General features: G+C 36.8%; 24 protein-coding genes and 1 pseudogene. 14 read left to right on the top strand and 11 right to left on the bottom strand.

Annotated features, from left to right (window positions below):
• Positions 1 to 215: 215 nt before the first annotated feature.
• Positions 216 to 1421 (top strand): mechanosensitive ion channel family protein, encoded by a 1206-nt coding sequence (locus tag DK858_RS17035; RefSeq protein WP_109398421.1) that lies wholly within the window; start codon positions 216 to 218, stop codon positions 1419 to 1421.
• Between the two features lie 222 nt (positions 1422 to 1643).
• Positions 1644 to 2351, top strand: coding sequence for a DnaA inactivator Hda (gene hda / locus DK858_RS17030; protein WP_006533048.1), 708 nt, complete (start codon positions 1644 to 1646; stop codon positions 2349 to 2351).
• Between the two features lie 217 nt (positions 2352 to 2568).
• On the opposite strand, the gene DK858_RS17025 is transcribed toward hda, so the two are convergent.
• The 3 genes from DK858_RS17025 to bepA all read right to left on the bottom strand — a co-directional run bounded on the left by DK858_RS17025 (position 2569) and on the right by bepA (position 6349).
• Positions 2569 to 3819, bottom strand: coding sequence for an MFS transporter (locus DK858_RS17025; RefSeq protein WP_109398420.1), 1251 nt, complete (start codon positions 3817 to 3819; stop codon positions 2569 to 2571).
• 692 nt (positions 3820 to 4511) lie between these two features.
• Positions 4512 to 4868, bottom strand: a complete 357-nt coding sequence (gene arsC / locus DK858_RS17020; RefSeq protein ID WP_109398419.1) for an arsenate reductase (glutaredoxin) — start codon at positions 4866 to 4868, stop codon at positions 4512 to 4514.
• A gap of 8 nt (positions 4869 to 4876) precedes the next feature.
• Positions 4877 to 6349 (bottom strand): beta-barrel assembly-enhancing protease, encoded by a 1473-nt coding sequence (gene bepA / locus DK858_RS17015; RefSeq protein ID WP_109398418.1) that lies wholly within the window; start codon positions 6347 to 6349, stop codon positions 4877 to 4879.
• A gap of 154 nt (positions 6350 to 6503) precedes the next feature.
• Here bepA and DK858_RS17010 point away from each other — a divergent pair, with 154 nt between their 5' ends.
• Complete coding sequence (locus DK858_RS17010; RefSeq protein ID WP_109398417.1) at positions 6504 to 7580, top strand: AI-2E family transporter; 1077 nt, start codon at positions 6504 to 6506, stop codon at positions 7578 to 7580.
• A gap of 74 nt (positions 7581 to 7654) precedes the next feature.
• Here the strand turns inward: DK858_RS17010 and bcp are convergent, their stop codons facing one another.
• Positions 7655 to 8125, bottom strand: a complete 471-nt coding sequence (gene bcp, locus DK858_RS17005) for a thioredoxin-dependent thiol peroxidase (protein WP_109398416.1) — start codon at positions 8123 to 8125, stop codon at positions 7655 to 7657.
• Between the two features lie 18 nt (positions 8126 to 8143).
• Positions 8144 to 8701, bottom strand: a complete 558-nt coding sequence (locus DK858_RS17000) for a glycine cleavage system transcriptional repressor (protein WP_088495300.1) — start codon at positions 8699 to 8701, stop codon at positions 8144 to 8146.
• 215 nt (positions 8702 to 8916) lie between these two features.
• Between DK858_RS17000 and dapA the strand changes: the two genes are divergently transcribed.
• From dapA to purC, 4 genes are all read left to right on the top strand, one after another.
• Positions 8917 to 9816: a 4-hydroxy-tetrahydrodipicolinate synthase gene (dapA, locus tag DK858_RS16995; RefSeq protein WP_109398415.1), complete on the top strand. Its 900-nt coding sequence runs from the start codon at positions 8917 to 8919 to the stop codon at positions 9814 to 9816.
• A gap of 16 nt (positions 9817 to 9832) precedes the next feature.
• A complete protein-coding gene (gene bamC / locus DK858_RS16990; RefSeq protein WP_109398414.1) occupies positions 9833 to 10879 on the top strand; it encodes an outer membrane protein assembly factor BamC in 1047 nt (348 codons plus the stop codon).
• 287 nt (positions 10880 to 11166) lie between these two features.
• A complete protein-coding gene (locus DK858_RS16985; RefSeq protein ID WP_109398413.1) occupies positions 11167 to 11757 on the top strand; it encodes a phosphatase PAP2 family protein in 591 nt (196 codons plus the stop codon).
• A gap of 523 nt (positions 11758 to 12280) precedes the next feature.
• On the top strand, positions 12281 to 12994 hold the full coding sequence (gene purC, locus DK858_RS16980; protein WP_098942498.1) for a phosphoribosylaminoimidazolesuccinocarboxamide synthase: 714 nt from the start codon (positions 12281 to 12283) through the stop codon (positions 12992 to 12994).
• A 107-nt stretch (positions 12995 to 13101) separates the two neighbouring features.
• Here the strand turns inward: purC and DK858_RS16975 are convergent.
• A pseudogene (locus DK858_RS16975) lies at positions 13102 to 13197 on the bottom strand (HTH domain-containing protein); the annotation flags it as partial.
• A 265-nt stretch (positions 13198 to 13462) separates the two neighbouring features.
• Between DK858_RS16975 and ypfJ the strand changes: the two are divergent.
• The 3 genes from ypfJ to DK858_RS16960 all read left to right on the top strand — a co-directional run bounded on the left by ypfJ (position 13463) and on the right by DK858_RS16960 (position 16912).
• On the top strand, positions 13463 to 14347 hold the full coding sequence (gene ypfJ / locus DK858_RS16970; RefSeq protein WP_109398412.1) for a KPN_02809 family neutral zinc metallopeptidase: 885 nt from the start codon (positions 13463 to 13465) through the stop codon (positions 14345 to 14347).
• Positions 14348 to 14408: 61 nt separating this feature from the next.
• Positions 14409 to 14861: a DUF441 domain-containing protein gene (locus DK858_RS16965; RefSeq protein WP_006533030.1), complete on the top strand. Its 453-nt coding sequence runs from the start codon at positions 14409 to 14411 to the stop codon at positions 14859 to 14861.
• A 2-nt stretch (positions 14862 to 14863) separates the two neighbouring features.
• On the top strand, positions 14864 to 16912 hold the full coding sequence (locus DK858_RS16960; protein ID WP_109398411.1) for a tRNA(Met) cytidine acetyltransferase TmcA: 2049 nt from the start codon (positions 14864 to 14866) through the stop codon (positions 16910 to 16912).
• On the opposite strand, the gene DK858_RS16955 is transcribed toward DK858_RS16960, so the two are convergent.
• On the bottom strand, positions 16875 to 17084 hold the full coding sequence (locus DK858_RS16955) for a YpfN family protein (RefSeq protein WP_109398410.1): 210 nt from the start codon (positions 17082 to 17084) through the stop codon (positions 16875 to 16877). The two genes, DK858_RS16960 and DK858_RS16955, sit on opposite strands and share 38 nt — an antisense overlap.
• Before the next feature lie 98 nt (positions 17085 to 17182).
• Between DK858_RS16955 and DK858_RS16950 the strand changes: the two genes are divergently transcribed.
• Positions 17183 to 17566 (top strand): DUF454 family protein, encoded by a 384-nt coding sequence (locus tag DK858_RS16950; protein WP_109398409.1) that lies wholly within the window; start codon positions 17183 to 17185, stop codon positions 17564 to 17566.
• A gap of 2 nt (positions 17567 to 17568) precedes the next feature.
• On the opposite strand, the gene DK858_RS16945 is transcribed toward DK858_RS16950, so the two are convergent.
• From DK858_RS16945 to DK858_RS16935, 3 genes are read right to left on the bottom strand one after another with little or no spacing between them, the layout of a single operon-like run.
• Positions 17569 to 18237 (bottom strand): M15 family metallopeptidase, encoded by a 669-nt coding sequence (locus tag DK858_RS16945; protein WP_109398408.1) that lies wholly within the window; start codon positions 18235 to 18237, stop codon positions 17569 to 17571.
• Positions 18234 to 19364 (bottom strand): succinyl-diaminopimelate desuccinylase, encoded by a 1131-nt coding sequence (gene dapE, locus DK858_RS16940; RefSeq protein WP_109398407.1) that lies wholly within the window; start codon positions 19362 to 19364, stop codon positions 18234 to 18236. Before dapE ends, DK858_RS16945 begins: the two co-directional genes overlap by 4 nt.
• 5 nt (positions 19365 to 19369) lie before the next feature.
• A complete protein-coding gene (locus DK858_RS16935) occupies positions 19370 to 19741 on the bottom strand; it encodes an ArsC family reductase (RefSeq protein ID WP_109398406.1) in 372 nt (123 codons plus the stop codon).
• 206 nt (positions 19742 to 19947) lie between these two features.
• On the opposite strand from DK858_RS16935, the gene DK858_RS16930 reads away from it, so the two are divergent.
• A complete protein-coding gene (locus tag DK858_RS16930) occupies positions 19948 to 20508 on the top strand; it encodes a hypothetical protein (protein WP_109398405.1) in 561 nt (186 codons plus the stop codon).
• 79 nt (positions 20509 to 20587) lie between these two features.
• Here the strand turns inward: DK858_RS16930 and DK858_RS16925 are convergent, their stop codons facing one another.
• The gene (locus DK858_RS16925; protein ID WP_109398404.1) at positions 20588 to 21211 is read right to left on the bottom strand and encodes a response regulator; all 624 of its coding nucleotides are present in this window, start codon (positions 21209 to 21211) and stop codon (positions 20588 to 20590) included.
• Between the two features lie 555 nt (positions 21212 to 21766).
• Here DK858_RS16925 and maeB point away from each other — a divergent pair.
• Both maeB and DK858_RS16915 read left to right on the top strand, forming a co-directional pair.
• A complete protein-coding gene (gene maeB / locus DK858_RS16920) occupies positions 21767 to 24049 on the top strand; it encodes an NADP-dependent oxaloacetate-decarboxylating malate dehydrogenase (RefSeq protein WP_109398403.1) in 2283 nt (760 codons plus the stop codon).
• A gap of 183 nt (positions 24050 to 24232) precedes the next feature.
• Entirely contained in the window at positions 24233 to 25102 is an 870-nt protein-coding gene (locus DK858_RS16915) for a ChaN family lipoprotein (RefSeq protein WP_109398402.1), read from the top strand.
• Positions 25103 to 25113 lie beyond the last annotated feature (11 nt).

The following is a 25113-nucleotide window of genomic DNA, read 5'->3' as shown; positions in this document are numbered from 1 at the left end:
TGTTTTAGTTTTTATGTCATATTAAAAACTAAGATTTTTGATATTTTAAGTGTTTAAAACTTAGAAAAGCATGATTAATTCAATCATGATGTTTATTTAAATAAAATAAATGAGACAATGGTAGGCTGTTCTTATGCGAAATAGGCATCTTATTTGCGATTTAAGTGATATTCGTTTTAAGGTTGGGGTATCTCAATAAAGGTATAACGTAATTTATGGAAAAGCTGATTGAAATTTATGATTTCATTGCATCAAAGCAGATTTTTACCACAATATTTTTAGTTATTGTGTTGTTGGTGGTATGGTTTCTCGCCAAAATGATTTTCCGTCGAATCGCAAAGCGTTTACTTTTTTTATTTACTGAGCTTTCAGATGAAGAAACCATAGAAGATATAGCTAAAAAGAGTGCATCTATTGTTGCTGTTACACTCGTTCTCTATATTAATCAGCTACTACCGTCGTTTTCAACTGAAATGAATATTATCTTTGAGACGGTTGCTCGTGCCTTTATTATCGTCAATATCGCCTCATTGCTTAATAACGCACTTGATATCTTCAATATTAGGCATGCTAAAAAAGCGTGGCATCGGAATAATTCCATCAAAGGCTATATTGAGATTGCCAAAATTGTGGTCTGGATTATCTCTTTTATCCTTATCATTGCGTTATTTACTGAACAATCACCGCTTATTATTATCTCAAGCTTTGGTGCTATTGCTGCGGTGTTAATGTTTGTTTTTCAGCATACACTTATCTCTTTTGTTGCCAATATTCTTATTTCTAACGGAAAAGTATTAAAGCTTTATGATTGGATTGAATTGCCCAGTAGTAATATCAGCGGTGAGGTTATTGATATTGCATTACATACGATCACCGTACGCAATTGGGATAATACAATTTCCCGTATTCCAACGAAAGACTTTTTGACTGAAAAATATACTAATTGGCAACCGATGTTTTCATCAGGAGGGCGTCGGATTAAACGTAGTTTTTATATTGACCAATCTTCGATTTCATTTGCAACACAAGAGCTAGTATTAGAATTAAAAAATACCGCTCCGCTTCGTAAAAGCATAGAAACAATGCTTGAAGGCAAAGAAGAAGAGATTGGTGATATTAATGAGTGGTTAGAAACAAAAGGCGTGACTAACTTACAGTTATTTCGTAAGTACATGCTAAATTGGATAAAAATGCGTGGTGATGTTCGACCTGACATGTATTTGGTGATCAGAACGATGCCACCGACCCCAATGGGATTACCAGTAGAGTTATATTGCTTTACTCGAGCAACCACTTGGGTTGAATATGAAGAGACTCAATCTGAAATTTTTGAGTATATAAATGCATCAGCCAAATATTTTAAACTCGATATTTATCAGCAACCTTCCGGTAATGATGTTGCGAAATTAAATTTCAGATAATAAGGTGAAACGAATTAACACGGAATGTTTTTTGATTTTGTTTTAAATAATTTAAGGGATAGCCAAGTAACCATTTAATGAGGGGCTTGATGTATATAAAATGGACTTATTATGGTGATCTTGCTGTTATCTTAACCAGTGTCATGTGCTTTTTTAATATTGATTCTGACCTTGTGAGAATTTGTGTTAGAATCACCACGTTTATTAAACTATTCAGGTGAGGTGCTTCTGAATACGCCGTCACAGCTATCATTACCACTATCTCTGCCCGATGATGAGACATTCGATAGCTTTTATGCAGGGGAAAACGCGTCGTTAGTCGCGGCAATTCGAACCGCCATTCATCAATCTCATGGCAGTTATATCTATTTCTGGTCTCGTGACGGAGGTGGAAAGAGCCATCTATTACATGCCGCTTGTGCTGAGCTTTCATTAAAAGGTGATGCCGTTGGGTATGTTCCCCTTGATAAACGCGCCTACTTTGTTCCCGATGTTCTTGAAGGTATGGAACATTTATCCTTAGTTTGTATTGATAATGTTCAGTGTATTGCTGGTGATGAAGAGTGGGAACTCGCCTTATTTAATCTTTATAACCGTGTTTTAGAGCATGGCCGCACCTGTTTATTAATTACAGGGGATCGACCGCCTCGCCAAATAGAGCTACAACTTCCTGATTTAGCATCTCGCCTTGATTGGGGGCAAATCTATCGTTTGCAACCTTTAAGTGACGAAGAAAAAATCCAAGCGTTGCAATTAAGAGCAAAACTTCGTGGGTTTGAATTACCTGAAGATGTTGGCCGTTTTGTACTAAAACGTTTAGATAGAAAAATGCGTACCTTATTTGAAATGCTTGATGAACTTGATCATGCTTCTATTGTTGCTCAGCGTAAACTGACTATCCCATTTGTGAAAGATATACTCAAACTTTAAATGGCCTCACTCATCTTATTAGGTGAGGCGAATAATCTAAATCCAACCTCACTTTTCCAAATTAAATTCCCATTGAAGGTAACGATTTTTTGTTATTTATTAACGGTGAACAATTCTTTTTTATCTTTCCCGATAAAAACACGAGATAAAAAACCGCTTGTCTTTATACAAGGCAAGCGGTGAAAAACACAAACAATAGTTGGGGAGGAGGAAATAATTAGTTTGCTGCTACTACCTTAGCTTTCTTCTGAGGAACCAGTAAGAAAATCAGATAAAGTACAGTGATTGCAACTGTGTAACCAGTGAAGATTAGCCAGAATGATTTCCAATCAACTGCCCCGTTAGTGGTATATAAATCAATGACCCAGCCACTTAACATTGCACCTAAATAAGTACCAAAACCGTTCACTAAGGTCATAAACATACCTTGTGCTGTTGAACGATATTGTAATGGGATCTCTTTTTCTAAGAACAGTGAACCAGAGATATTAAAGAAGTCGAATGCACAGCCATATACAATCATTGATAATAATAAGACGATTTGACCTAATGATGTGTAGTCACCGTAAGCAAAGAAGCCGAAACGCATGATCCACGCAATCATACTGAATAACACGATCGTTTCGATTCTTACGCGCTTTAATAACAGTGGCAGAAATAGAATAAACACGACTTCTGAAATCTGTGAAATAGATAAGAATACTGAAGGATAACGTGCAAAGAATGAATCATCTGCATTTGGCGATTGTGCAATATCTTGCAGGAATGGCACACCAAATGTATTCGTAATTTGCAGTACAGATCCTAACAATGTTGCAAAGAATAAGAATACAACGACATTTTTCTTTTTAAATACTTGCAAGATATTAGTGATACTAAATGCCACTTCTTCGGCTTTAGTTTCATTTTTGTCAGTTGCTTTCGTTGCAGGCAAGAACATTGCAAATACAGCTAAAGCAATAGATGCGATCGCTGCAACGAAGAGCTGGTGGTAGCTATTTCCTAAACCTAAGAAGCTAATAACCCACATGGCTGCAATAAAACCAACAGTGCCATAGACACGGATTTTAGGGAAATAGTTATTCGGCTCTAAATGTTTTTGTTCTAACAGTTCGAAAATGATGCTGTTTGCCATTGAGATACTTGGCATAAAGAACAACAAGTGCAATAAAGTCGCAAAAAATAGTGTGGTTACTGTCGTCATTTGCGACATTAACACTAATGCTAATGCAGAAAAAATATGCAGGGTAATAAACACTAATTTGCGGTTATTTATCTTATCTGCAATAAATCCCATGATGACGGGGGCGATAAGTGAAGCAAGTCCAAGAGCACTGAAAATAAGTCCAACATCACTACCTTTAAAATGCAGTTCTCCAAAAAGATACGAGGCAAATGTTACAAGCCAAGATCCCCATATAAAGAACTGGAGGAATGAGACAAGTTTTAATCTAAGTACGATATTCATCTGTTTTCCTATTAGCCTAGCAATCACCCGACACCAATAATGGTGATTGGTTAATTTTAATTGCCCATAATGTTGGCTATAACGTTGTTTATTTCATATACATCTATAACTTCATTTCACACTGATTAATCGTTATCAGATTAAAAAACAACAATAAAAGAAGAGATAGAGTAAATAATAAATAGAAAGCTTATTGCTGTGTTGCAGTATTGTTTTAAATGTGTACTTCTTGTTAATTTCTTTCTTGGATGATAATGAAAAAATATTTTAGCGAGAATTTATTGTTTACCAATTCTGCTATCATATTTTCTGATGCCCATGATATGTAGGAATGCATTTGTGTAAAGAGACTTGAGTCACAATATAAATGAAACACATGATTATTTTTTTCTTATAACCGTGACTTTGTACAGTGTGGTGTGATCTATATAAAAGTTTTTAAAAATAGCAATTTCTTACTCATAAAAAATATGAAGTTGAGATGAAAATTTTTGAAAGCATAAAGTAATTGTTTTTTTCTATTTTAGAAATAAGAAATACGTTGCTCATTGTAATGTTTACAATTTAATAACATTTGATGATTTATTTCTTAATTGAGAATAACGAGTAAACGGTTGCGGGATTAATAATGAAGTAAATAGAGAGAAGCCCATATATGTAAGAATATAAATATGGGCTTTAAATGCTGAAGATTAATTAAACAACGCTTTTACTTGTTCTGGTGGTCGACCTAAACGCGCTTTATTACCGACAACCACAATAGGGCGTTCAATAAGTTTAGGGTTTTCATGCATTGCTTGAATTAAAGCATCTTGTGATGTTTCATTAGCCAGCTTTAACGTTTTATAAATTTCTTCTTTTGTACGCATTAACGCTCTTGCATCATTAAAACCTAATGCTTTGAGTAGTGTTTTAAGCTCCTCTACTGAAGGTGCTGTATCTAGATAGTGAATAACATTAGGTGTTATTTGCATTTCTTCTAGTAAATGTAAGGTTTCACGGCTTTTTGAACAGCGTGGATTATGATAAATCGTCACTTTCTTGGTCATGTTGTCCCTTATTTAAATTGACTGTCTCTTTGCTGAATTTTTCTTAATTGGTCTATACGAGCATCAAAGCGAGCTTGATCGTTACTACCTAATTTGACTTGTCGGCTTGCATCACCCAAATAACGAATTGCTGTTTCAAAGTCACCTCTTAGAGCTAAATCTTCTGCATAAGCAGCTAATTCATGCGCTCTATCACCTTGTTTAGCTGAATTTTCTGCCATTAATTGCCAACCAATAGGATCGTTTGGGTTATCAAAGGTATAACGATAAAGTAGGCGGTTAGCTTCGTTATATTGCTTATTATGCATATATGAGTTAGCTAAGTTGGCAATAAGGACATTGTTATTGGGTCTTTGTTTCAATGCCAGTTGTAATCTTGCAACTGCATCGCCTGCACGATTTTGTTCTAAATCGATATCTGTCATGGCATCAATAAGCCAAATATTGTTAGGCTCTTTTTCTAACATAGGAGTGAGCAGTTTTCTTGCATCATCAAATTTGCGATCACGAGAATAGATCAGTACTAGTGCATAATTTGCAGCTGATTTTTCAAGAGCAGTACCTTGCTTAAACTGATCAAGTACCGTTTGTAATGCATTCTCTGATGTTGGATTTTTCGTCAGCATGGTTAATACACGCATTTTAGCAAATAGAAAGTCAGCTGACTGTGGAACCTGTCGAGCGGGATATTGGCTTGCTCGGCTTCTTGCATCGGATAAGCGACTATCGGGCAAGGGGTGCGTTAATAACATTTCCGGTGGTTTAGAGCTATATCGTACCTGATCAGCAAGAATTTGCATAAAATCAGGCATTCCTTTGGGATCAAATCCCGCACGATAGAGAGTCTGTATTCCGATTCGGTCTGCTTCTTGCTCGTTCATTTGGGTGAAGGTGATCATATTTTGCTGCATACCCGCCATACTTCCTGTAAATGTTGCAAGGCCTGCATTTGGGTTTGCCATAAATATCAGAATAGAACCTAATACACCGGCAAGAGCAAGAGGTGTTGTTTTAGCCTGATCTTCAAGCATTCTCGCTAGATGACGTTGAGTAACGTGTGTGATTTCGTGAGCAATAACTGAGGCTAATTCACTTTCCGTTTGGCTGTATCGAAAGAGCGCGGAATGCAAAACAATGTTTCCCCCAAAATAAGCAAAGGCATTAATATTGGGGTTGTTAACTAAATAAAAGTGAAAAGGGGTTTTGACCGAGCTGGCGTTAGAAACGAGTTTTTGTCCTAAATTATTAATATAGTTAGAAAGTAAGGGATCAAAAACTAATGGTGCACTATTTCGCAGTTGGCGAGTATAGTAATCACCCATAGCGATTTCTTGATTGATGCTTAATGTTGAACCTGCGGTTGTTCCCATATCAGGTAAAGAATCTTCAATATCAATCGCAGCATGCGCTGGCACTACTGATGTTGATAGCAACGCAGAAACAAGAAGCGCGACTAAGGGGGTTTTAAGTCTGAGTTTCATACAACTGTATCCTGATGGCTATCTTAACGAATAATTAATAATTAATGATGTATGATAGCAAAACCTAACGTAAAATCTGTCAAAAGATTATTGCTTATGTAAATGAATACATATAGCTCTATTGTTCTGATTATTATAAAGGATCTTTATTTTCATGCTGGACTTGCTTGTTCAATGGTACAAACGTCGATTTGCTGATCCACAAGTTATCGCCCTTGTGGTCATTTTGATTGCCGGTTTTTTAATTCTGTATTTTTTCAGTGGCATACTTGCTCCTTTATTAGTGGCAATTGTGCTTGCTTATCTTTTAGAGTGGCCAACACATTTACTCGAAAAATTAGGATGTGCCCGTATATGGGCAGTATCGATAATTCTGACACTCTTTATCGGTATTAGTGCCATTGTTATTTTGATTTTAGCGCCAACAGTGTGGCAGCAGGGGATGACATTGATCTCAGATATCCCAAATATGATCAATAAGTTCAATGAATTTGCACATGAGTTACCGGATAGGTTCCCTGCATTAATGGATGCCGGTATCGTTGATATGATGGCAGAAAACTTACGTAGTAAGTTCTCAACGGTGGCTGAGTCTGTATTAAAAGTGTCTTTAGCTTCGTTAATCGGAATTATTACACTGTCGATTTATCTTATTCTTGTTCCTTTAATGACGTTCTTTTTACTGAAAGATAAGCAACAGATGCTTAATGCGGTTCGTCGTGTTTTACCAAAAAATAGAATATTAGCCGCCCAAGTTTGGATTGAAGTTAATCAACAAATTACCAATTATATTCGCGGTAAAGTCACTGAAATGATCATTGTGGGCATTTTTACTTATTTTGTATTTGCTTTCTTTGACTTACGTTACTCTGTATTACTTGCGGTTATCGTCGGTGTTTCTGTTTTAGTCCCTTATGTTGGTGCTGTTTTAGCAACGATCCCCGTTATTGTAATTGCATTATCTCAATGGGGGTTAGGCTCTGATTTCTGGGCGTTATTTATCGCTTATCTTGTTGTACAAGGATTAGATAGCAATTTATTAGTGCCAATTCTGTATTCTGAAGCTGTAAATATGCACCCTTTAGTCATTATATTGTCAGTAATTATATTTGGTGGAATGTGGGGTTTTTGGGGCGTTTTCTTTGCTATTCCATTAGCAACGCTAATAAAAGCCGTATTGCATGCATTACCTGATGAAATTGCGAATGAACAACATATAAAGAAAAACTAAGTACAGTATTGAATATATAGAGTAAAAAAACAGACAGTTTACGCTGTCTGTTTTTTATCTATTCGAAGCTTTGATTATGGATGTTGAGCGAGATATTCGAGAACGACTTGATGGTGATTACTTGTTTTAAAGTTATCAAACACATGTTCGATAACACCATTTTTATCAATTAAGAAGCTAGTACGATGAATACCATCGTAAGTTTTCCCCATAAATTGTTTTTCTCCCCAGATACCAAATTGCTCTGCTATCTTATGATCTTCATCTGAAAGCAATGTGAAATTTAACATCTCTTTTTCAGCGAAACGGGAAAGTTTTTCTGATTTATCTGTGCTGATACCTAATACTTCAACTTTGGCTTTTTTTAGTACATCCATTTCATCACGTAAGCCACAAGCTTGAGTTGTACAACCAGGTGTCATTGCTTTAGGATAAAAATAAACGAGTACACGTTGGCCTGCGAAATCAGATAAATTAATTATTTCTCCATCTTGGTCGGGCAGACTGAATTGAGGCGCCTTTTCACCGGCTTTTAATGGGTTCATTAGGTCATTCTCCATTTTTTACTGTTTCATCATCAGACTATTTACGATACTTATTGTGCCTTGAGCGTTTAGCTCTGTACATAATTGATTAAATTTCTCATTAATAACAATACCATGATCATCTAATGGATTATGCGCCGTAATTTGTATTTCTAAACGGGCAGGTGAGCCATCTTCTGATGGATGTGTTTTAGATATTAATTCAGCAAGATTAAAATTATGTTGGCTAAATAGATTAGTAAAACGTTCAACAATACCGGGTGCATCTTCAATATCAACTTTCGCTGCGATTGTTGAAGGATAGGTAATTGGTGCACCATTGGTGGTTCTTTTCATTACGGTCAATAAATCCAGTTCCGCACTTTTAATGGGCAACAACGCTTCTAATTGTGCGATAGCGTTCCAGCCACCTGAAAGTAGCATGATAAACGTAAACTCTTGACCAAACATCGCAAGTCGGCTGTCCTCGATATTACATCCGCATTGGCTGACTAATTGTGTAATGGTATCAACAATACCAGGACGATCAGCACCTAATGCAGTAATGACGAGAAAATGTTTATCAGGTATGGGCAAAATAAGGTTCCTTTTGACTTTCAGTTTATTCTTAACAGGTAAACACAAATTTCGATTTCTGCCAAGATCCCTTGCTCACTATCTTCAATTATTATATCTCTTTAATTCATATCAAAGAATATTAGCAAATTTCATTAGAAACCTAGAGTTAAGTAGTTTTCAATAGAGCAATGAATGAGTACCATTGAGTATACGTCTATCTCGGAGCAATGATTATGGTGAATAACGAATTTAATTTTACAGGCAGTATGGTGGCATTGGTTACACCAATGAACGCAAAAGGCGATGTTGACCGGGTTAGTTTACGTAAATTAGTTGACTATCATGTTAATGCAGGCAGTGCCGCAATTGTTTCTGTCGGTACAACAGGCGAATCAGCAACCTTAAGCCATGACGAACATGTTGATGTTGTTCTAATGACATTAGATATGGCTGATGGGCGTATTCCAGTCATTGCAGGTACGGGTGCTAATGCAACATCTGAGGCTATCTGGTTTACACAACAGTTTGAAAATAAAGGTATTGCGGGTTGTTTAAGTGTGACACCATATTATAATAAACCCTCACAAGAAGGGTTATATCAGCACTTTAAAGCGATTTCTGAAAGCACTGCATTACCACAAATCCTGTATAATGTACCGGGTCGTACTGGATGCGATTTATTGCCTGTAACAGTTGCACGTTTAGCCAAGTTGGATAATATTGTGGCAATTAAAGAGGCGACAGGGAACTTAAGTCGTGTTAGTCAAATCCAAGAGTTGGTTAATGATGATAGTTTTATCTTATTAAGTGGCGATGACGCATCCTCATTAGACTTTATGCAACTTGGCGGCCATGGTGTTATTTCGGTTACTGCTAACGTTGCTGCGTCAGAGATGGTAGAATTATGTCGATTAGCAAATGCTGGTGAGTTTGCAAAAGCACGTGAACTTAATCGACGTCTGATGGATTTACATCATCAGTTATTTGTTGAACCTAATCCAATCCCCGCTAAATGGGCGTGTCAACGCATTGGATTGATTGAAGACGCCACATTGCGCTTACCTATGACTCCGTTGACATCATCAGGTCAGCAAATTGTTGAGAAAGCGCTGTTAACAGCGGGAATACTGTAAAACTTAGGGAACTTTAATGGCAACACTATTGCATAAATCAAAGATTATGAAAGTCGCGGGTCTGTCGCTGGTGGTTTTACTGGCAGCCTGTTCAAGTGATCAGCGCTATAAACGTCAGGTTAGTGGTGATGAGTCTTATTTAGAGACGGCAGGGCTAAAGAATTTAGTGATTCCGGCGGGTATGGTGTTGCCTTTGCAAAATGGGGAATATGACATTCCAACCCCTAAAAAAACTGAACCTGTTGGTTTAGCGCTTGATATTCGCCCACCTACTCAAGCACTGAATCTGTTAACTGGTTCACGTAGTGAAAATAATGCAGATAATAGCCGTTTACTATTACCAAACTCACCTGAAAATACAACACTGTATGAGCAAGTTAGCACTATCTTAAAAGAGAAAGGTGTTGCGATTACTAAAAGTGATGCTGGACAAAAAGAGATCCATACTGATTGGATCACATGGTTACGTGCTGATGAAAACGTACCTTTCCAAACACGTCAGCGTTTAGCGATTGCCCAGTCAGGTAATGTTATTTCGTTAACAGTGACTAATGAAGGTTTACGCCAAGGCGAAACTGAAATGACTGATCCGGCTGAAATGAAGCGTTACAATATTTTAATGCTTAACGAATTGGTTGATGGCTTAAACCGTATGCGTAATTTAAGCGAAAATACGGCAAGCAGTAGCTTACAAGGTATTATTGATGTCCAAAGTGGCAGTGATAATGCCGGTCTTCCTGTGATTATCGTTCGTGCGCCATTCGATGTGGTTTGGGATAGATTACCTATCGCATTAGAAAGTGTTGGTATGAAGATGGGCGATCGCACACGTTCTAAAGGTTCAATAGAAGTAACCTATAAAGGAATGAGCAGTGCAAACTGGAGTGCATTAGGTGTTGATAGACCAACGGTTGAAGAAGCAGATTATAAATTACAAGTCGGTGATTTAAATAACCGTAGTAGTTTACAATTTATCAGTGATAAAGGTAAACCATTAACACAATCACAAAATGATCAAATGGTTGCTGCACTGAAAGCTGCTTTCAGTAAGCCTGTTAAATAAGTATTATTTTTCAAAAATATGAGAAGCCGCACAATAAAAATTGTGTGGCTTTTTTTATGATCTTAATTTAATTGTATTAATTTAAATTGAAATGTATTTATAAAAATACAATTGGAACTATCAGATTAAACATCATTAATTGAATACTCTTTAAATGATAGGTTTAATTTAAAATTATTAATAATATTAATCTTAATGCAATACGTTTAAATTTATGCAATATTGCCTCAATTCTTATTCTTAAATAAAAATAACAAAGCACTCTCTGACTATATGAAGGAGTATTTATGAGCGCAGGTGATATGATTATTCACTTGATATTAAGTGGGATACTTATTGTAGGTGTTTATCAATTTTATTTTTTTACTCAACGATATACATTGAGAGAAGTGAAAATTATTAATTCACCGATTGATGAAAAAATTCCTTTTTGGCCATGGTGGTCATGGATCTATAGTTTTTTATATTATCCTGCCATTTTATATCTCAATTGGATCATTCAAGACTCAAGACAATTTATTATGATTGTTTTTAGTTATATTGTTTTGTTAGTCATGCAAATGTTTTTCTTTATTGTATTCCCTGTTGCAACCCCAGCGCATTGGCGTACCTTAAATCCTGGTAAAACAGCGTCAGAGAAATTTCTTAAGTTCGTTCAGTATTTTGATGACTCCTCAAACTGTTTTCCAAGTATGCATGTTTCCGTTGCAACACTCACAGCATGCCTTGCTTATGCAACCTTAGGACCATGGGTTTTCTTATTCCCATTATTTATTGCATTATCTTGCATGTTTACGAAACAACATTACTTAATTGATTTACCTGCTGGCGCTTTATTAGGTTGGCTTGCTTATGAGATCTATTGTTTTATTATTTAAGTCAAACATTACATTATTAAAAGATAATATGCATATGTTAAATATAAAAATAGATAAGAGATAAATCATCAAAACGTGTTGATGCGAATATTGATAACCAGATTAATTCTCCATAAAAAGAAATTAGCCTGGTTTTTTTATTATTAATTACTCTAAACAAGTGTAATTTGAAACAGACCTAATGTTCACAATAATATAATCTAAAAATAGAAATAATGTGGTGATATAATCTATAACTGTTCTTATTCTGACGTTTTATATTATATGGACTCTATTTTTATCACGCCATTCTTTTGTTGGTAGTTATAAGTTTTGTTATTAGGATTATTATTCAATAGAATTAATTGAAATATGATTGTTAATGATGGCGTGGTTTTCAATAAAAAATGTTGTGAGTAGTGTGTTGTCGATGAGATTTTTTTAGTGATAGTACTCACGTTTTAAAAGCTTTTTTATCTAATCTAGAGTAGAGTATGGGAAGCAAATTTCTTGTTAAACCTATCACATCTTTGGAGTGTGTCAGATGCAGAAAAAAGCTGAGTTGTATCGTGGAAAAGCAAAAACAGTCTATGCCACTGAATCTTCTGATTTTCTTATCCTTGAATTTAGAAATGATACATCAGCGTTAGATGGCCAACGTATTGAACAGTTTGATCGTAAGGGTATGGTAAATAATAAATTTAACCATTTCATTATGAATAAACTGGAAGAAGCGGGTATCCCAACGCAGATGGAACGTTTGCTTTCTGATAATGAAGTGCTAGTAAAAAAACTCGATATGGTACCTGTTGAATGCGTTATTCGTAATCGTGCAGCGGGATCATTAGTTAAACGTTTAGGTATCGAAGAAGGTACACTTTTAAATCCACCAATCTTTGATTTATTCTTAAAAGATGATGCTCGCCATGATCCTATGGTCAATGAATCTTATTGTGAAACCTTTGATTGGGTGTCTAAAGAAAACCTCGCAGAAATGAAACGTTTGAGCTATAAAGCAAACGATGTCCTTAGTGAACTCTTTGATAAAGCAGGACTTATTTTAGTCGATTTTAAACTTGAGTTTGGTCTATTCCATGGCAAAGTTGTATTAGGTGATGAGTTCTCTCCTGACGGAAGCCGCTTATGGGATAAAAATACCTTAGATAAAATGGATAAAGACCGTTTCCGTCAAAGCTTAGGCGGATTGATTGAAGCATACGAAGAAGTTGCACGTCGAATTGGTGTTTCTTTAGACTAAATACGCAAACGATTACGTCAAGTTAAACATGGTGTAATTAGAAAAGGTCAGCCTAAAAGCTGACCTTTTGTCTTAAGTGGTACGTTTAAAAGGGAGTGTATTAAACGTACTTGTAATTTATCAGCCAGAACTTCTGCCGTTATTGGATAGCGATTCTCTTTTAAAATCTGCAATAAAGTGAACAAACGTTGAGTTCGAGTCATTAAAATATCTATTTATTAGTAAAGAAGAACAGAAGCAAGATATAAGAATTCTATTATGAAATCATTAAGAAAGCAGTTTTAATTCTTTATGATGCTCATTTCTTCGAGGTGATAACGAGCGCTATTTTACTTTGATAGCCTCTATTATCTTGCTCTTAAAAAATAGAGGATAGTGTTTGCAATTTTTTTGTTATTATCTCAAATCAAGTGATAAATTTGTTCATTATAAAGCTAAAGTCATCTATTTAAACTGTGGGGATAAGTTATGCGTTGGAATGATCGCCGGAGAAGTGACAATGTTGAAGATAGAAGAGGGCAATCTTCCTCCGCGTCTGGTGGTGGTAATCTCCCATTAGGATTAATTGCACTTTTATTACGCACGAAATACGGGTTTGTAGTTATTATTATTTTAGTGATAGCCAGTTTTATGGGGTTTGACTTTAACTCATTAACCGGTGAAACCAACCAAGCGCCACAACGCAACGAACAACAAAGTGCTCTTTATAATGAGGCTGCAGATTTTAGTAGCGTTGTTTTAGCCAGTACAGAAGATTTTTGGCAAACTATTTTTGCTCAAGCAGGCAAACAATATAGCTATCCTAAACTCGTTTTATATACCAATAGCACCGCAACGCAATGTGGCACAGGCACGAAAATAATGGGACCTTTTTATTGCCCCGCGGATAGAAAAATTTATCTAGATCTCTCTTTTTATAATGAAATGAAACAGAACCTAGGTGGTGGTGGTGAATTTGCTCAAGGTTATGTGATTTCACATGAAGTTGGACACCATGTTCAGCATTTATTGGGTATCACTAATCAAATGCGTGAACAACAACAAATGGCGCGCTCGAAAGCAGAGGTAAATCGTTTATCCGTAAAATTAGAGTTGCAAGCAGACTGTTTTGCTGGAATGTGGGGACGTTTTATTGCGGGTGAAGGTCGTATTGACGAAAGCGATTTATTAACTGCGATCAAAACGGCACAAGCGATCGGTGATGACAAATTACAGAAACAACAGCAAGGTTATGTCGTGCCTGATAGCTTTACACACGGCACGGCAGAACAGCGTAAGACTTGGTTTATGAGAGGCTATAACAGTGGTAGCATCAAATCTTGCGATACATTTGCTTCTTCGTCTTTGAACTAATACCATTCGTCGGTAACTATAAGATAATTAACGCTATAAAGCGAAAGGCTTAGGAACAAATATGAGTAACGTTGATCCCTCACTATTAATTTTGCTGGTTCTCGCCGGACTTGGCATTATTAGTCATAATATGACTGTAACGCTAGCAATGCTTGCTTTGCTAGTGATTAAAATTACGCCGCTAAATCAATATTTTCCTGTTGTTGAAAAATATGGTATGACCATCGGGATCTTAATTCTGACTATTGGGGTAATGACCCCCATTGCAACTGGGCGTATTTCAGGGCAAGAAGTGCTTAACTCATTTTTAAACTGGAAATCACTGCTAGCAATTGCAATAGGTATCGCAGTTTCTTGGTTAGGTGCTCGAGGCGTTTCTTTAATGAATAACCAGCCTTCGACGGTTGCCGGCTTATTAGTAGGAACTGTCATTGGTGTCGCACTTTTCCGAGGAGTTCCCGTTGGGCCATTAATTGCAGCAGGTATTCTTTCATTGTTAATCGGTAAATCCTAGCTGTGTCATTTTCCCATTTACATCAATATCAGCAAAAATTAGCTCAATTAGGGCAACGCCAATTACTACTATTAGCGGGGGAACCGGCATGGCAAACTGCGCTGATCCAGCAAGTTACTCAATTATGCCAAGGTGATTGGGTCACAATTTCTTCCAATCAGCCTGATGCTTTGTTACCTGAACAAGCTATTCGTCTATTAGGGCGTGAGTTCTTACATGCTGTTTTTGATGCTAATGAGGGATTTAATACTGATGCTTTAGCTATGTTAACGGGGACATTAAAAGCAGGCAGTATATTGATTTTATGCCTACCTGAGATTGAAAGTTGGGATCGTTATATCGATAACGATAGTCAGCGCTGGAATGATGCTCAAGGTGTGCTTTCAACACCAAATTTTATAGCATGGTTAAAAAATATCACTTTAGGTGATGAGCAAGTGATGCTATGGCAACAATCCATGCCATTTCAATTACCTACATTGATTGAAAAAGCTAAACCTTGGGCGCTTCCACAGGGTAAACCGACAGCAGAACAGCAAGTTATTTTAGACAAATTGCTTTTATCGACATCTGGTATTTCGAGTGTTATTGCACCAAGAGGCCGAGGAAAATCAGCTTTAGCAGGAATGTTTATCGAGCAATATCAAGGAAATGTATTGGTATGTGCGCCTGCTAAAAATAGCACAGATGTTTTATCTGCACACACCAGTAAAGCTATTTCATTTTATTCTCCTGATAATTTATTAGCACTGTGTATAAATAACGAAATTCAAAGTGATTGGCTGATTATTGATGAGGCTGCTTCTGTGCCCATTGCACAATTAGAAGCGCTGTGTGGTTATTTTCCTAATGTATTAATGACAACTACAGTACAAGGTTATGAAGGAACTGGGCGAGGTTTTATGCTGAAATTAGGAGACAACATTCCTAATTTGCGTACCTATCAATTACAAACCCCCATTCGTTGGGCTACTGATTGCCCATTAGAAAATTGGCTTAATCAGTTGTTATTGCTTGATGAGCCGAAATACAATTTTGATTGTCAGCAACAAGGTGATGTCGATATTCACCAGCTTCAAGGAAATTGGCATAATAATATTTCACATCTATATGATTTTTATCAGTTACTGACTAGTGCGCATTATCGAACAACACCACTTGACCTACGACGTTTACTTGATGGTCAGAAACAGCGTTATTGGTCAGCATCAATCAATAACAAGATTGTAGGTGCTGTGTGGTGTATCGAAGAAGGGGGATTACCTTTCGAACTTGCTCACGATGTTTGGTTAGGTATTCGTCGGCCTAGAGGTAATCTAGTTGCTCAATCATTAGTCACTTATGGTTTAATACCTGATGCAATGTGTTTAAACTCATTGCGTATTAGTCGTATCGCTGTTTTACCTCAATATCGACGCCAAAAAATTGCCGCAACTTTGATTGCTAATATTGTAAAAGAGAGTCACAAACAGGCGATTGATTATCTTTCAGTGAGCTTTGGTTACACTGAGACATTAGCGCAGTTTTGGATGCAATGTGGTTTTCAAATAGTACGACTAGGGGTACATAAAGAGGCAAGTAGTGGATGTTACACCGCAATGGCGATGTATCCACTGACTGAAAAAGGCGAACAATTATTGCGCTCGTCTTTAAGTGCCTTTGCTTTGCAATATCAGCAGATAGAACTGCAAACAAAGCTCCGCTTAGCGGATAAGTTAATACCAAGTTATAGTGCGACAGCACAAGACAATTGGTTAATGATGGCAGGTTTTGCCTTTGCTCATCGTCCAGCTCTTACTGTTTATGAGAGTGTTGCTAACTTTTTGGTCGGTTATGAGCAACGCTATCCGTTATTAGTGGCTTTTTTTGTAGACAATAAATCAGTTGAGCAGTGTGTGGCTGAGTTTTCTTTATCAGGAAAAAAAGTCTTAACCAAGCAATTAAGAGAGCAATGTGCGCGATTAATGGCTGAAAAAGATGCTCAATTAACATCGCGTTATCAACAGTGGTTATCTACTTATTCTCATCCTTCTTGTTTTGATTTTGTTTAGGCCAATCATCTTCATCATCCCATTTATCATTAAAATCACGATGTGGAGGTAATTTCCGCTTATTTTTAAGAAATTGCTTAGGATCGATTTTGTTCATATCTTTAATAGCGTTAATAATAATTCCTATTAAAAGAATTAAAATTACCCACCAATAGTTAGCAAACCAGTGCATAAATAAGCCTTATATTTTAAAATTGTTGTTGAGAATGAGGATCTTTTTTATTTGCTCTATAAAATAACGCAATAAAGCATAGGTTGGAAAAACACAGCATGAAACGGATATTACTGATTATAGCAGGTTGGTTATGTGTTGGATTAGCCACATTAGGTGTTATTTTGCCTGTGTTACCTACTACACCTTTCTTATTACTTGCTGCATGGTGTTTTTCTCGTTCGTCAAAGCGTTTCCATTATTGGTTACTTTATCGCTCTTGGTTCGGTCCTTATTTACGATATTGGCAAACTTATCGCGCTATGCCTAAAGGGGCAAAGCCTAAAGCTATTTTAGTGATCTTAATTACCTTTGCAATTTCACTGTGGTTAGTGTCTATGCTTTGGGTCAGAATAATATTACTGGTAATTTTAGTCTGTTTATTGATCTTTATGTGGAGACTTCCTGTTAATGATCAACAAGAAGCTCCATATGAAAAATAACATTATTCAGGCAAAACAATGTAACGAGCAAATATCTCGTCAAGATTAGCTAAAAGCCACTGTTTACCATAAATATTCTCTTCTTCTAACACAGATTTTAGAATATCAGGTGTATAAGCAAGAGACGCTTCATGAGAAAGAGGCCAATAACTGATATGCCATGGCTCGTAAGCAATATTGCTCTCTTTATGAGTAAAAGGGCGATAAAAATCATACGCTGACATATTTTCTGTTAACCATTCATTAAGCTCTGCAAAATAGCCACCATCCTCGTATTCCCAAGGCTCTAATTGTAATGACTGGCCTGCAGGTAAACGAAAAGGATCATAAATATCAATCTCAGTGCCCCAATGATGACGACTTGCACCGGGCAATGCTGACCATTTTAAAATCGCAATACAGCGTTCACCTTCTGATAATGTATGAATATCTATTGGCTGACTTTGTGCATCTAAAACAGGACGAGAGCCTTCAAACTTTCCATTCCATATTGCTAATTGGCGATTAAAATCACGAAAAGAGCTAGCAGGCATTAATTTAAAACCCGCTTTTGTGGCTTGTTGTTGTAATGCTAAAAAAGCCTTAGTGGCATTAAATTGTAAGCGATGCTGACCGGATAAAGTGACTAAATGGTCGGTAGAACGGCCTGTTAACATTAAAGGCGTTATCATAAAATAAGTTGCTCCATAACCCGCTGATAAATTCGGCTAAGTTGTTGTAAATCTGCGGCATTAACGCATTCATTAACTTTATGAATTGTTGCGTTAACGGGGCCTAACTCGACAACTTGCGCGCCCATTTGGGCAATAAACCGACCATCAGAAGTCCCTCCACTGGTGGAGAGTTCCGGTTCTAAGTTGGTGTAATGTTTAACGGAGTAACGTACAGCTTCAAGTAATTTTCCTTGCCCAGTAATAAAAGGCTGACCAGATAAAGACCATTCCAACTGATAGTGAAGTCGGTGTTTTTGTAATAACGCCTCTGTACGTTGGCGAATTTCTTCATCTGTAATAGCCGTACTAAAACGGAAATTAAATTGAATAAATAGCTCACCGGGGATCACATTATTACTGCCTGTACCGGCATGGATATTGGCAATTTGCATTGTGGTCGCAGGGAAAAATTCGTTACCTTCATCCCAAACAGTATTAACGAGTTCTTGGATAAAAGGGGTGGCAAGATGAATAGGGTTTTTTGCAAGGTGTGGATAAGCGACATGACCTTGCACACCTTGAATAATTAAATTTGCTGTTATTGAGCCTCGACGACCATTTTTTACCATATCGCCTAAATGATGTTGACTTGAAGGTTCACCGACAAGGCAATAATCGAGGCGTTCACCTCGCGACATTAAAGATTGTACGACTTTAATCGTACCATCAGCAGCTTTTGCTTCTTCATCTGATGTAATTAAAAAAGCGAGTCGTCCACGGTGGTCGGGATAAGAGCGAACAAAACGTTCAGCCGCTACAACCATTGCAGCAAGCGAGCCTTTCATATCTGCGGCTCCGCGCCCATATAACATGCCATCACGAATAGATGGTTCAAAAGGTGGGTTATCCCACAAATTAGGATCACCTGTTGGTACAACATCAGTATGACCAGCAAAAGCCAGCGTTTCACCTTCACCACCACGGCAAGCCCAGAAATTTTCAGTTTCACCAAAAGGCATTCTTTCAATAGTAAAACCAAGAGGGACAAGCCTATCAATAATCAGTTGTTGACAACCTTGATCATCAGGACTGATTGATGGACGCGAAATCAGTTGTTGTGCAAGCTCAATAACAGGACAGGACATAAAAATTAAGCTCCTGTAAAGGTGGAATAATTATTGACATCAAAACCAACAATAAAGCGATTATCTGATGACACAAGGATAGGGCGTTTAATAATGGCAGGTTTATCTAACATAAGTGAGATTGCAGAGGTAACATCAGTGATTGCACTCTTTTCTTCATCGGATAATTGGCGCCAAGTTGTTCCTCTTTTATTCACAAGTGTCTGCCAATCTAAATTTTCTGTAAAGGTGCGTAATAATGCTTCCGTCAAACCCTCTTTGCGGTAATCATGAAATGCGTAAGGAATGTGATTATCATCTAACCATTTACGCGCTTTTTTGATGGTATCGCAATTTTTTATGCCGTACATGGTATATGTCAGGTTTGTCGTGGACATGATATTTTCCTTATATGACAATACGTAATATTAGTATTGATGAGAATGAGTGTTATACAATTCCAAAATAACAGCTTTTGGTGTAGTGAAAAATCCTATTTACATTATAAAATATATCGGATATTAAACTGTCACGTTAGTGTAACGAATTGTGTAGCGTAGGGTAATATAAATACGAATAAAGATTTCCGTTGGTAAAAGAAAATATGAAAAGTATTTCACTGAGTCTTATATTGCTTTTACTCTCTTCTTTTAGCTGGGCTGATGAAGAAAAAGATGACCCAAAAGTTGATGAGTATAAAATAGCCTTAGAGGCTTTTTTTAACAGTGATTATTTATTGTGTTTGGGCGAAGGGAAATGGCCTGTCTACAGCAATGAAGATGATGCACCATGGGTATTAGAAAGAATGCATGCATTAGTTGAAGCTGGATTGATTGAACAAACCGAAAATGGAGAAGAATGGGTGTTTAATCTTAGTGAAAAAGGGCGTAAAGCTTGGCAACCTTATCAAGACTTCTGTTATGGACACCTTTTCATTAGTCAGATAAAAGAAATTCAGCCAATAGACTCAGGTAAAAGTAAAATTTATTTTTATTATGGTGTGAGAGGTATTCCAGCATGGGCAACCAATGAAGAAATACAATCCGCCTTTAGTGAACTTGATATTGTGATTAATGGAATAAATCGAGAGTTGTATCAGCTAAACATCGAAAAATTACCTGGCAACCATTTTAAAGTATTGAGTTATCCAGTACCGATTGAGTAATACATGATTTGATATAGATTTAAATGGAATATTAAAGCGATATATCTTATTACCCCGACCTTGTGTCGGGGTAAAACGTTTAGTACTGATGCTTAATAAGAATAAGACTAGCAGCTAAACGGGACGTGACTTGCAATTTCTTTAAAATATTACGAATGTGAACTTTCACTGTTTCTTCAGAAATAAATAAATTCTCAGCAATTTGTTTATTTTTCATTCCAACAGACACTTCATGAAGAACATCTAACTCTCTTTTAGTCAACGCTGAAAGTGGATCAGAATAGTTTTGCCTAAGTTGAATATATTGCCACACTCGCTCACTATAAACGGGATGCCCAACAGCCGCTTTGCGTAGGCTAAGTAATAGCATGTCTAATTCACACTCTTTTAAAAGATAACCGTTTGCGCCAGCATCCAATGCAGCATAAACATCATTACGTGAATCAGAAACGGATAAAACAAGAACATAAGATGTTAATCCGGAGCGACGAAGTGTTCGAATAATATCAATACCTGAACGCCCTTGCAGATTTAAATCCATCATAATTAAATCTGGTTTTAACTGTTTTGCAGCGGTTACAGCCTCTTGAGCATTGCCACTTTCGCTTACTACGACAAAATCCTTGTCTTTTTCTAACAATAGCCGTAATCCATATCTCATGATAGGGTGATCATCCACTATCATAATTGAGTAGCTAGGCATAACCCCTCTCCCTAAAAAAAATAATAATGTGCGTAATCTTTTCAATCGCAGAAAATAAAAAAGCAAATTCCAAATGAGGAATAAAAATTAGAATCAGACATCTTATTAAAACAATAAGAAAATAAAATTGACGGTTGGCAATATTACACCAATTATTGTTACGGGTAAAAAAGAAAATAACCGAAAAGACTAACAAAAATTCTAATTCTATAAAATCTTTATAGTTACAATGAGTTGTACAGAAGAGAGTCTATATTAAAAATAATCAATAAGTGAAAACAGTTATTGTTTTTTTTAACTATATAAAAATTTTAATTATTTTAAATGTTAATTTAATATCTGGTAAATAATAAACAAATATTGTCTTTTTTCTGTTCGAGTTTATTACATCGATGAAATTAAATAGTGTTAATAATATACCTATAACTAGGTATTAATTGTTTTTAATAAATCGAGTTTACTAATTTGAAAAAAGTGTCGTAGCCGTCATGATTTAACGCTCCATTACCATTATACTAACGAAGCCCTTACCCTATTGATACAAAGGATATGAAGATGGAAGACAAATTAAAACAAAGCGCTCTAGATTTTCATGAATTTCCCGTACCTGGCAAAATCACCGTAACACCAACAAAACCACTCATAACCCAACGTGATTTAGCATTAGCTTATTCACCAGGCGTCGCCGTTCCTTGTTTAGAAATTGCAGCAAATCCTCTTGCTGCTTATCGCTACACAGCAAAAGGTAACCTTGTCGCAGTGATTTCAAATGGTACTGCGGTACTTGGACTTGGAAATATCGGCGCTTTAGCTGGTAAGCCTGTGATGGAAGGTAAAGGCGTTTTGTTTAAGAAGTTTTCTGGCATTGATGTTTTTGACATCGAAGTAAATGAAACAGATCCTGATAAACTTGTTGATATTATTGCGTCATTAGAGCCAACATTTGGTGGTATTAACCTCGAAGATATTAAAGCACCAGAGTGTTTCTATATCGAGAAAAAGCTGCGTGAGAAAATGAATATTCCTGTATTCCATGATGATCAGCATGGTACAGCGATTATCTCTACAGCCGCTATTCTCAATGGTTTGCGTATTATTAAAAAAGAAATTAGCAAAGTAAAATTAGTGGTATCAGGAGCGGGTGCCGCGTCAATTGCGTGTATGAATTTATTAGTTGCTTTAGGGTTAACACGCGAAAACATCACAGTATGTGACTCTAAAGGGGTTATTTATCGTGGACGTGAAGCTAATATGGCAGAAACCAAAGCTGCTTATGCGATTGAAGATAACGGCGCTCGTACATTAGATGATGTTATTAATAATGCTGATATTTTCTTAGGTTGTTCAGGGCCCGGTGTATTAACGCAAGAAATGGTCAAAAAAATGGCACGAGACCCACTGATTCTCGCGCTTGCAAATCCAGAACCTGAAATTTTACCACCGTTAGCGAAAGCAGTACGTTCAGATGCAATTATCTGTACAGGACGTTCTGACTACCCAAATCAGGTTAATAACGTATTGTGTTTCCCCTTCATCTTCCGTGGTGCATTAGACGTTGGTGCGACGACCATTAATGAAGAGATGAAACTTGCTTGTGTTCATGCGATAGCCGAATTGGCATTAGCTGAACAAAACGAAGAAGTTGCTTCTGCCTATGGTGATCAGGAGCTCTCTTTTGGTCCTGAATACATTATTCCAAAACCGTTTGATCCACGTTTGATTGTGAAAATTGCGCCAGCTGTTGCAAAAGCAGCAATGGATTCTGGTGTTGCAACACGTCCAATTGAAGATTTCTCTGCTTATATTGAACACCTTAATGAGTTTGTTTATAAAACAAACTTATTTATGAAGCCTATTTTCTCTCAAGCGAAAAAAGAGAAAAAACGTATTGTGTTAGCAGAAGGGGAAGAAAACCGTGTCCTGCATGCAACACAAGAATTAGTCACATTAGGATTAGCCACACCAATTTTAATTGGTCGCCCTAGTGTAATTGAAATGCGTATTCAGAAATTGGGTTTACATATTAAAGCGGGTAAAGACTTTGAAGTGGTGAATAATGAAAATGACCCACGTTTCAAAGAGTATTGGCAAGAATATCACCAAATTATGAAGCGTCGCGGTGTATCACAAGAGCAAGCTCGCCGTGCAATGATTGGCAATCCAACACTTATTGGCGCCATTATGGTGCGCAGAGGTGAAGCAGATGGTCTGATTTGCGGTACAGTGGGTAGCTATTCTGAACATTTTGAAATCTACAAAAATGTGTTTGGTTTACGTGAAGGAATGGAGACAGCAGGGGCAATGAATGCCCTGTTATTGCCAAGCGGTAATACCTTTATTACAGACACTTACGTCAATGAAGATCCGACGGCAGAACAACTAGCCGATATTACGATTATGGCCGCTAATACTATTCGTCGTTTTGGTATTGAGCCAAAAGCTGCGTTGGTTTCTCGTTCAAGCTTTGGCTCATTTGATAGCCCATCTTCAATCAAACTCAGAAAAGCATTAGAGATAATCAAACAACGTGCACCTGAATTAGAAATTGATGGTGAAATGCATGCAGATGCAGCATTAGTAGAATCTATTCGTCGTGATGTGATGCCAGATAGCCCATTAAAAGGCTCTGCAAACTTGTTAGTGATGCCAACAATGGAAGCCGCACGTATTAGCTATAATTTACTACGTGTAACGAGCTCTGATGGTGTGACTGTAGGGCCAGTATTAATGGGGGTTGCTAAGCCTGCTCATATTTTGACGCCAATAGCATCAGTACGTCGTATCGTGAATATGGTGGCATTAGCGGTTGTTGAAGCTCAGGCTCAATCTCAAAATTAATTGTTACTAATTAAATAGTTGTATACATAAAAAGCGCCTTTTATCCGGCGCTTTTTTTATACGTTTAAAATAGATAGTAATTATTAAATACAAATTAATATGAGAATGATATTGATAATTATTATTAATAATATTAATCTAGCAATCCAATTAAAATAAGTATATATAACTAATAGGATGATTATGTTTTTCTCAATATCAAAAAGGATCTTACTACTCGTTTCATTAATAAGCCTTTCAGCATGTCATTCGATAGAAAAACAACCAGTATCAACCATAGATCTAGAAATGATTCAGTCGGCAAACATCATTGATACACGAACTGGGCAATCCATCACGGCAGATACACTGTTAACACGATTAGCAAGTCAATCACGTGTGATTATTGGTGAAAAACATGACAATGCTTATCATCATGATATTGAATATTGGTTAATGACAGAACTGCCTAAAAAGCGCCCTCAAGGCGCCGTTTTACTCGAGATGTTAACACCAAGCCAGCAATCCTTAGTTGATAACACAAAGAAACGTTATTCTGGTTCTGAATATCTACGGGATGAACGTCTAATGGCGGCATTAAAATGGAATTCAGGTTGGCCTTGGAAATGGTACGGTAATATTGTTAAAGCTGGGCTAAGCGCTGATTATCCTTTATTAGCTGCTAATATTGACCGTAGTGAAATATCTAGCGCGTATAAAAATCCTCCTGTTATTGATGGTGTACATTCAACAGATATATCTGTTCGCCAACTCATTCAAAAAACAATCGAGCTTTCTCATGGCGGTGAGCTTGATGAAACACAAGCCGAAAAAATGACGGCTATTCAACAATTGCGTGATCGTGCAATGGCAAAAAGTTTATTAGATGCACCGACGCCCGCACTTTTAATTGCTGGCTCTTTTCATGCCACAAAAGTAATGGGTGTACCTTTACACGTTACTGATTTAGCACCACATGAAAACGTGACAGTCGTGATAATGGTGGAAAAGGGAAGTGATATTACTTCAGTTCATGCGGATTATCTTTGGATAACACCTGTTGCATTACCTTAATTTCTTGATAA

It is taken from the genome of Proteus faecis, from assembly GCF_003144395.1.
In the GTDB taxonomy this organism is placed as follows: Bacteria; Pseudomonadota; Gammaproteobacteria; order Enterobacterales; family Enterobacteriaceae; genus Proteus; species Proteus faecis.
This window is presented reverse-complemented; position numbering and strand designations above follow the sequence as displayed.

What these genes read in the sequence shown, in the direction of transcription:
- DK858_RS16950 (WP_109398409.1), top strand. Translation starts at nt 17,183, where the DNA reads ATGAAACGGATATTACTGATTATAGCAGGTTGGTTATGTGTTGGATTA.
- DK858_RS16930 (WP_109398405.1), top strand. Translation starts at nt 19,948, where the DNA reads ATGAAAAGTATTTCACTGAGTCTTATATTGCTTTTACTCTCTTCTTTT.
- DK858_RS16915 (WP_109398402.1), top strand. Translation starts at nt 24,233, where the DNA reads ATGTTTTTCTCAATATCAAAAAGGATCTTACTACTCGTTTCATTAATA.
- bepA (WP_109398418.1), bottom strand. Translation starts at nt 6,349, where the DNA reads ATGAAACTCAGACTTAAAACCCCCTTAGTCGCGCTTCTTGTTTCTGCG.
- arsC (WP_109398419.1), bottom strand. Translation starts at nt 4,868, where the DNA reads ATGACCAAGAAAGTGACGATTTATCATAATCCACGCTGTTCAAAAAGC.
- dapE (WP_109398407.1), bottom strand. Translation starts at nt 19,364, where the DNA reads ATGTCCTGTCCTGTTATTGAGCTTGCACAACAACTGATTTCGCGTCCA.
- DK858_RS17025 (WP_109398420.1), bottom strand. Translation starts at nt 3,819, where the DNA reads ATGAATATCGTACTTAGATTAAAACTTGTCTCATTCCTCCAGTTCTTT.
- bamC (WP_109398414.1), top strand. Translation starts at nt 9,833, where the DNA reads ATGGCAACACTATTGCATAAATCAAAGATTATGAAAGTCGCGGGTCTG.
- DK858_RS16935 (WP_109398406.1), bottom strand. Translation starts at nt 19,741, where the DNA reads ATGTCCACGACAAACCTGACATATACCATGTACGGCATAAAAAATTGC.
- DK858_RS16985 (WP_109398413.1), top strand. Translation starts at nt 11,167, where the DNA reads ATGAGCGCAGGTGATATGATTATTCACTTGATATTAAGTGGGATACTT.
- dapA (WP_109398415.1), top strand. Translation starts at nt 8,917, where the DNA reads ATGGTGAATAACGAATTTAATTTTACAGGCAGTATGGTGGCATTGGTT.
- ypfJ (WP_109398412.1), top strand. Translation starts at nt 13,463, where the DNA reads ATGCGTTGGAATGATCGCCGGAGAAGTGACAATGTTGAAGATAGAAGA.
- DK858_RS16965 (WP_006533030.1), top strand. Translation starts at nt 14,409, where the DNA reads ATGAGTAACGTTGATCCCTCACTATTAATTTTGCTGGTTCTCGCCGGA.
- DK858_RS17035 (WP_109398421.1), top strand. Translation starts at nt 216, where the DNA reads ATGGAAAAGCTGATTGAAATTTATGATTTCATTGCATCAAAGCAGATT.
- maeB (WP_109398403.1), top strand. Translation starts at nt 21,767, where the DNA reads ATGGAAGACAAATTAAAACAAAGCGCTCTAGATTTTCATGAATTTCCC.
- DK858_RS16955 (WP_109398410.1), bottom strand. Translation starts at nt 17,084, where the DNA reads ATGCACTGGTTTGCTAACTATTGGTGGGTAATTTTAATTCTTTTAATA.
- DK858_RS17010 (WP_109398417.1), top strand. Translation starts at nt 6,504, where the DNA reads ATGCTGGACTTGCTTGTTCAATGGTACAAACGTCGATTTGCTGATCCA.
- DK858_RS16945 (WP_109398408.1), bottom strand. Translation starts at nt 18,237, where the DNA reads ATGATAACGCCTTTAATGTTAACAGGCCGTTCTACCGACCATTTAGTC.
- DK858_RS16925 (WP_109398404.1), bottom strand. Translation starts at nt 21,211, where the DNA reads ATGCCTAGCTACTCAATTATGATAGTGGATGATCACCCTATCATGAGA.
- bcp (WP_109398416.1), bottom strand. Translation starts at nt 8,125, where the DNA reads ATGAACCCATTAAAAGCCGGTGAAAAGGCGCCTCAATTCAGTCTGCCC.
- purC (WP_098942498.1), top strand. Translation starts at nt 12,281, where the DNA reads ATGCAGAAAAAAGCTGAGTTGTATCGTGGAAAAGCAAAAACAGTCTAT.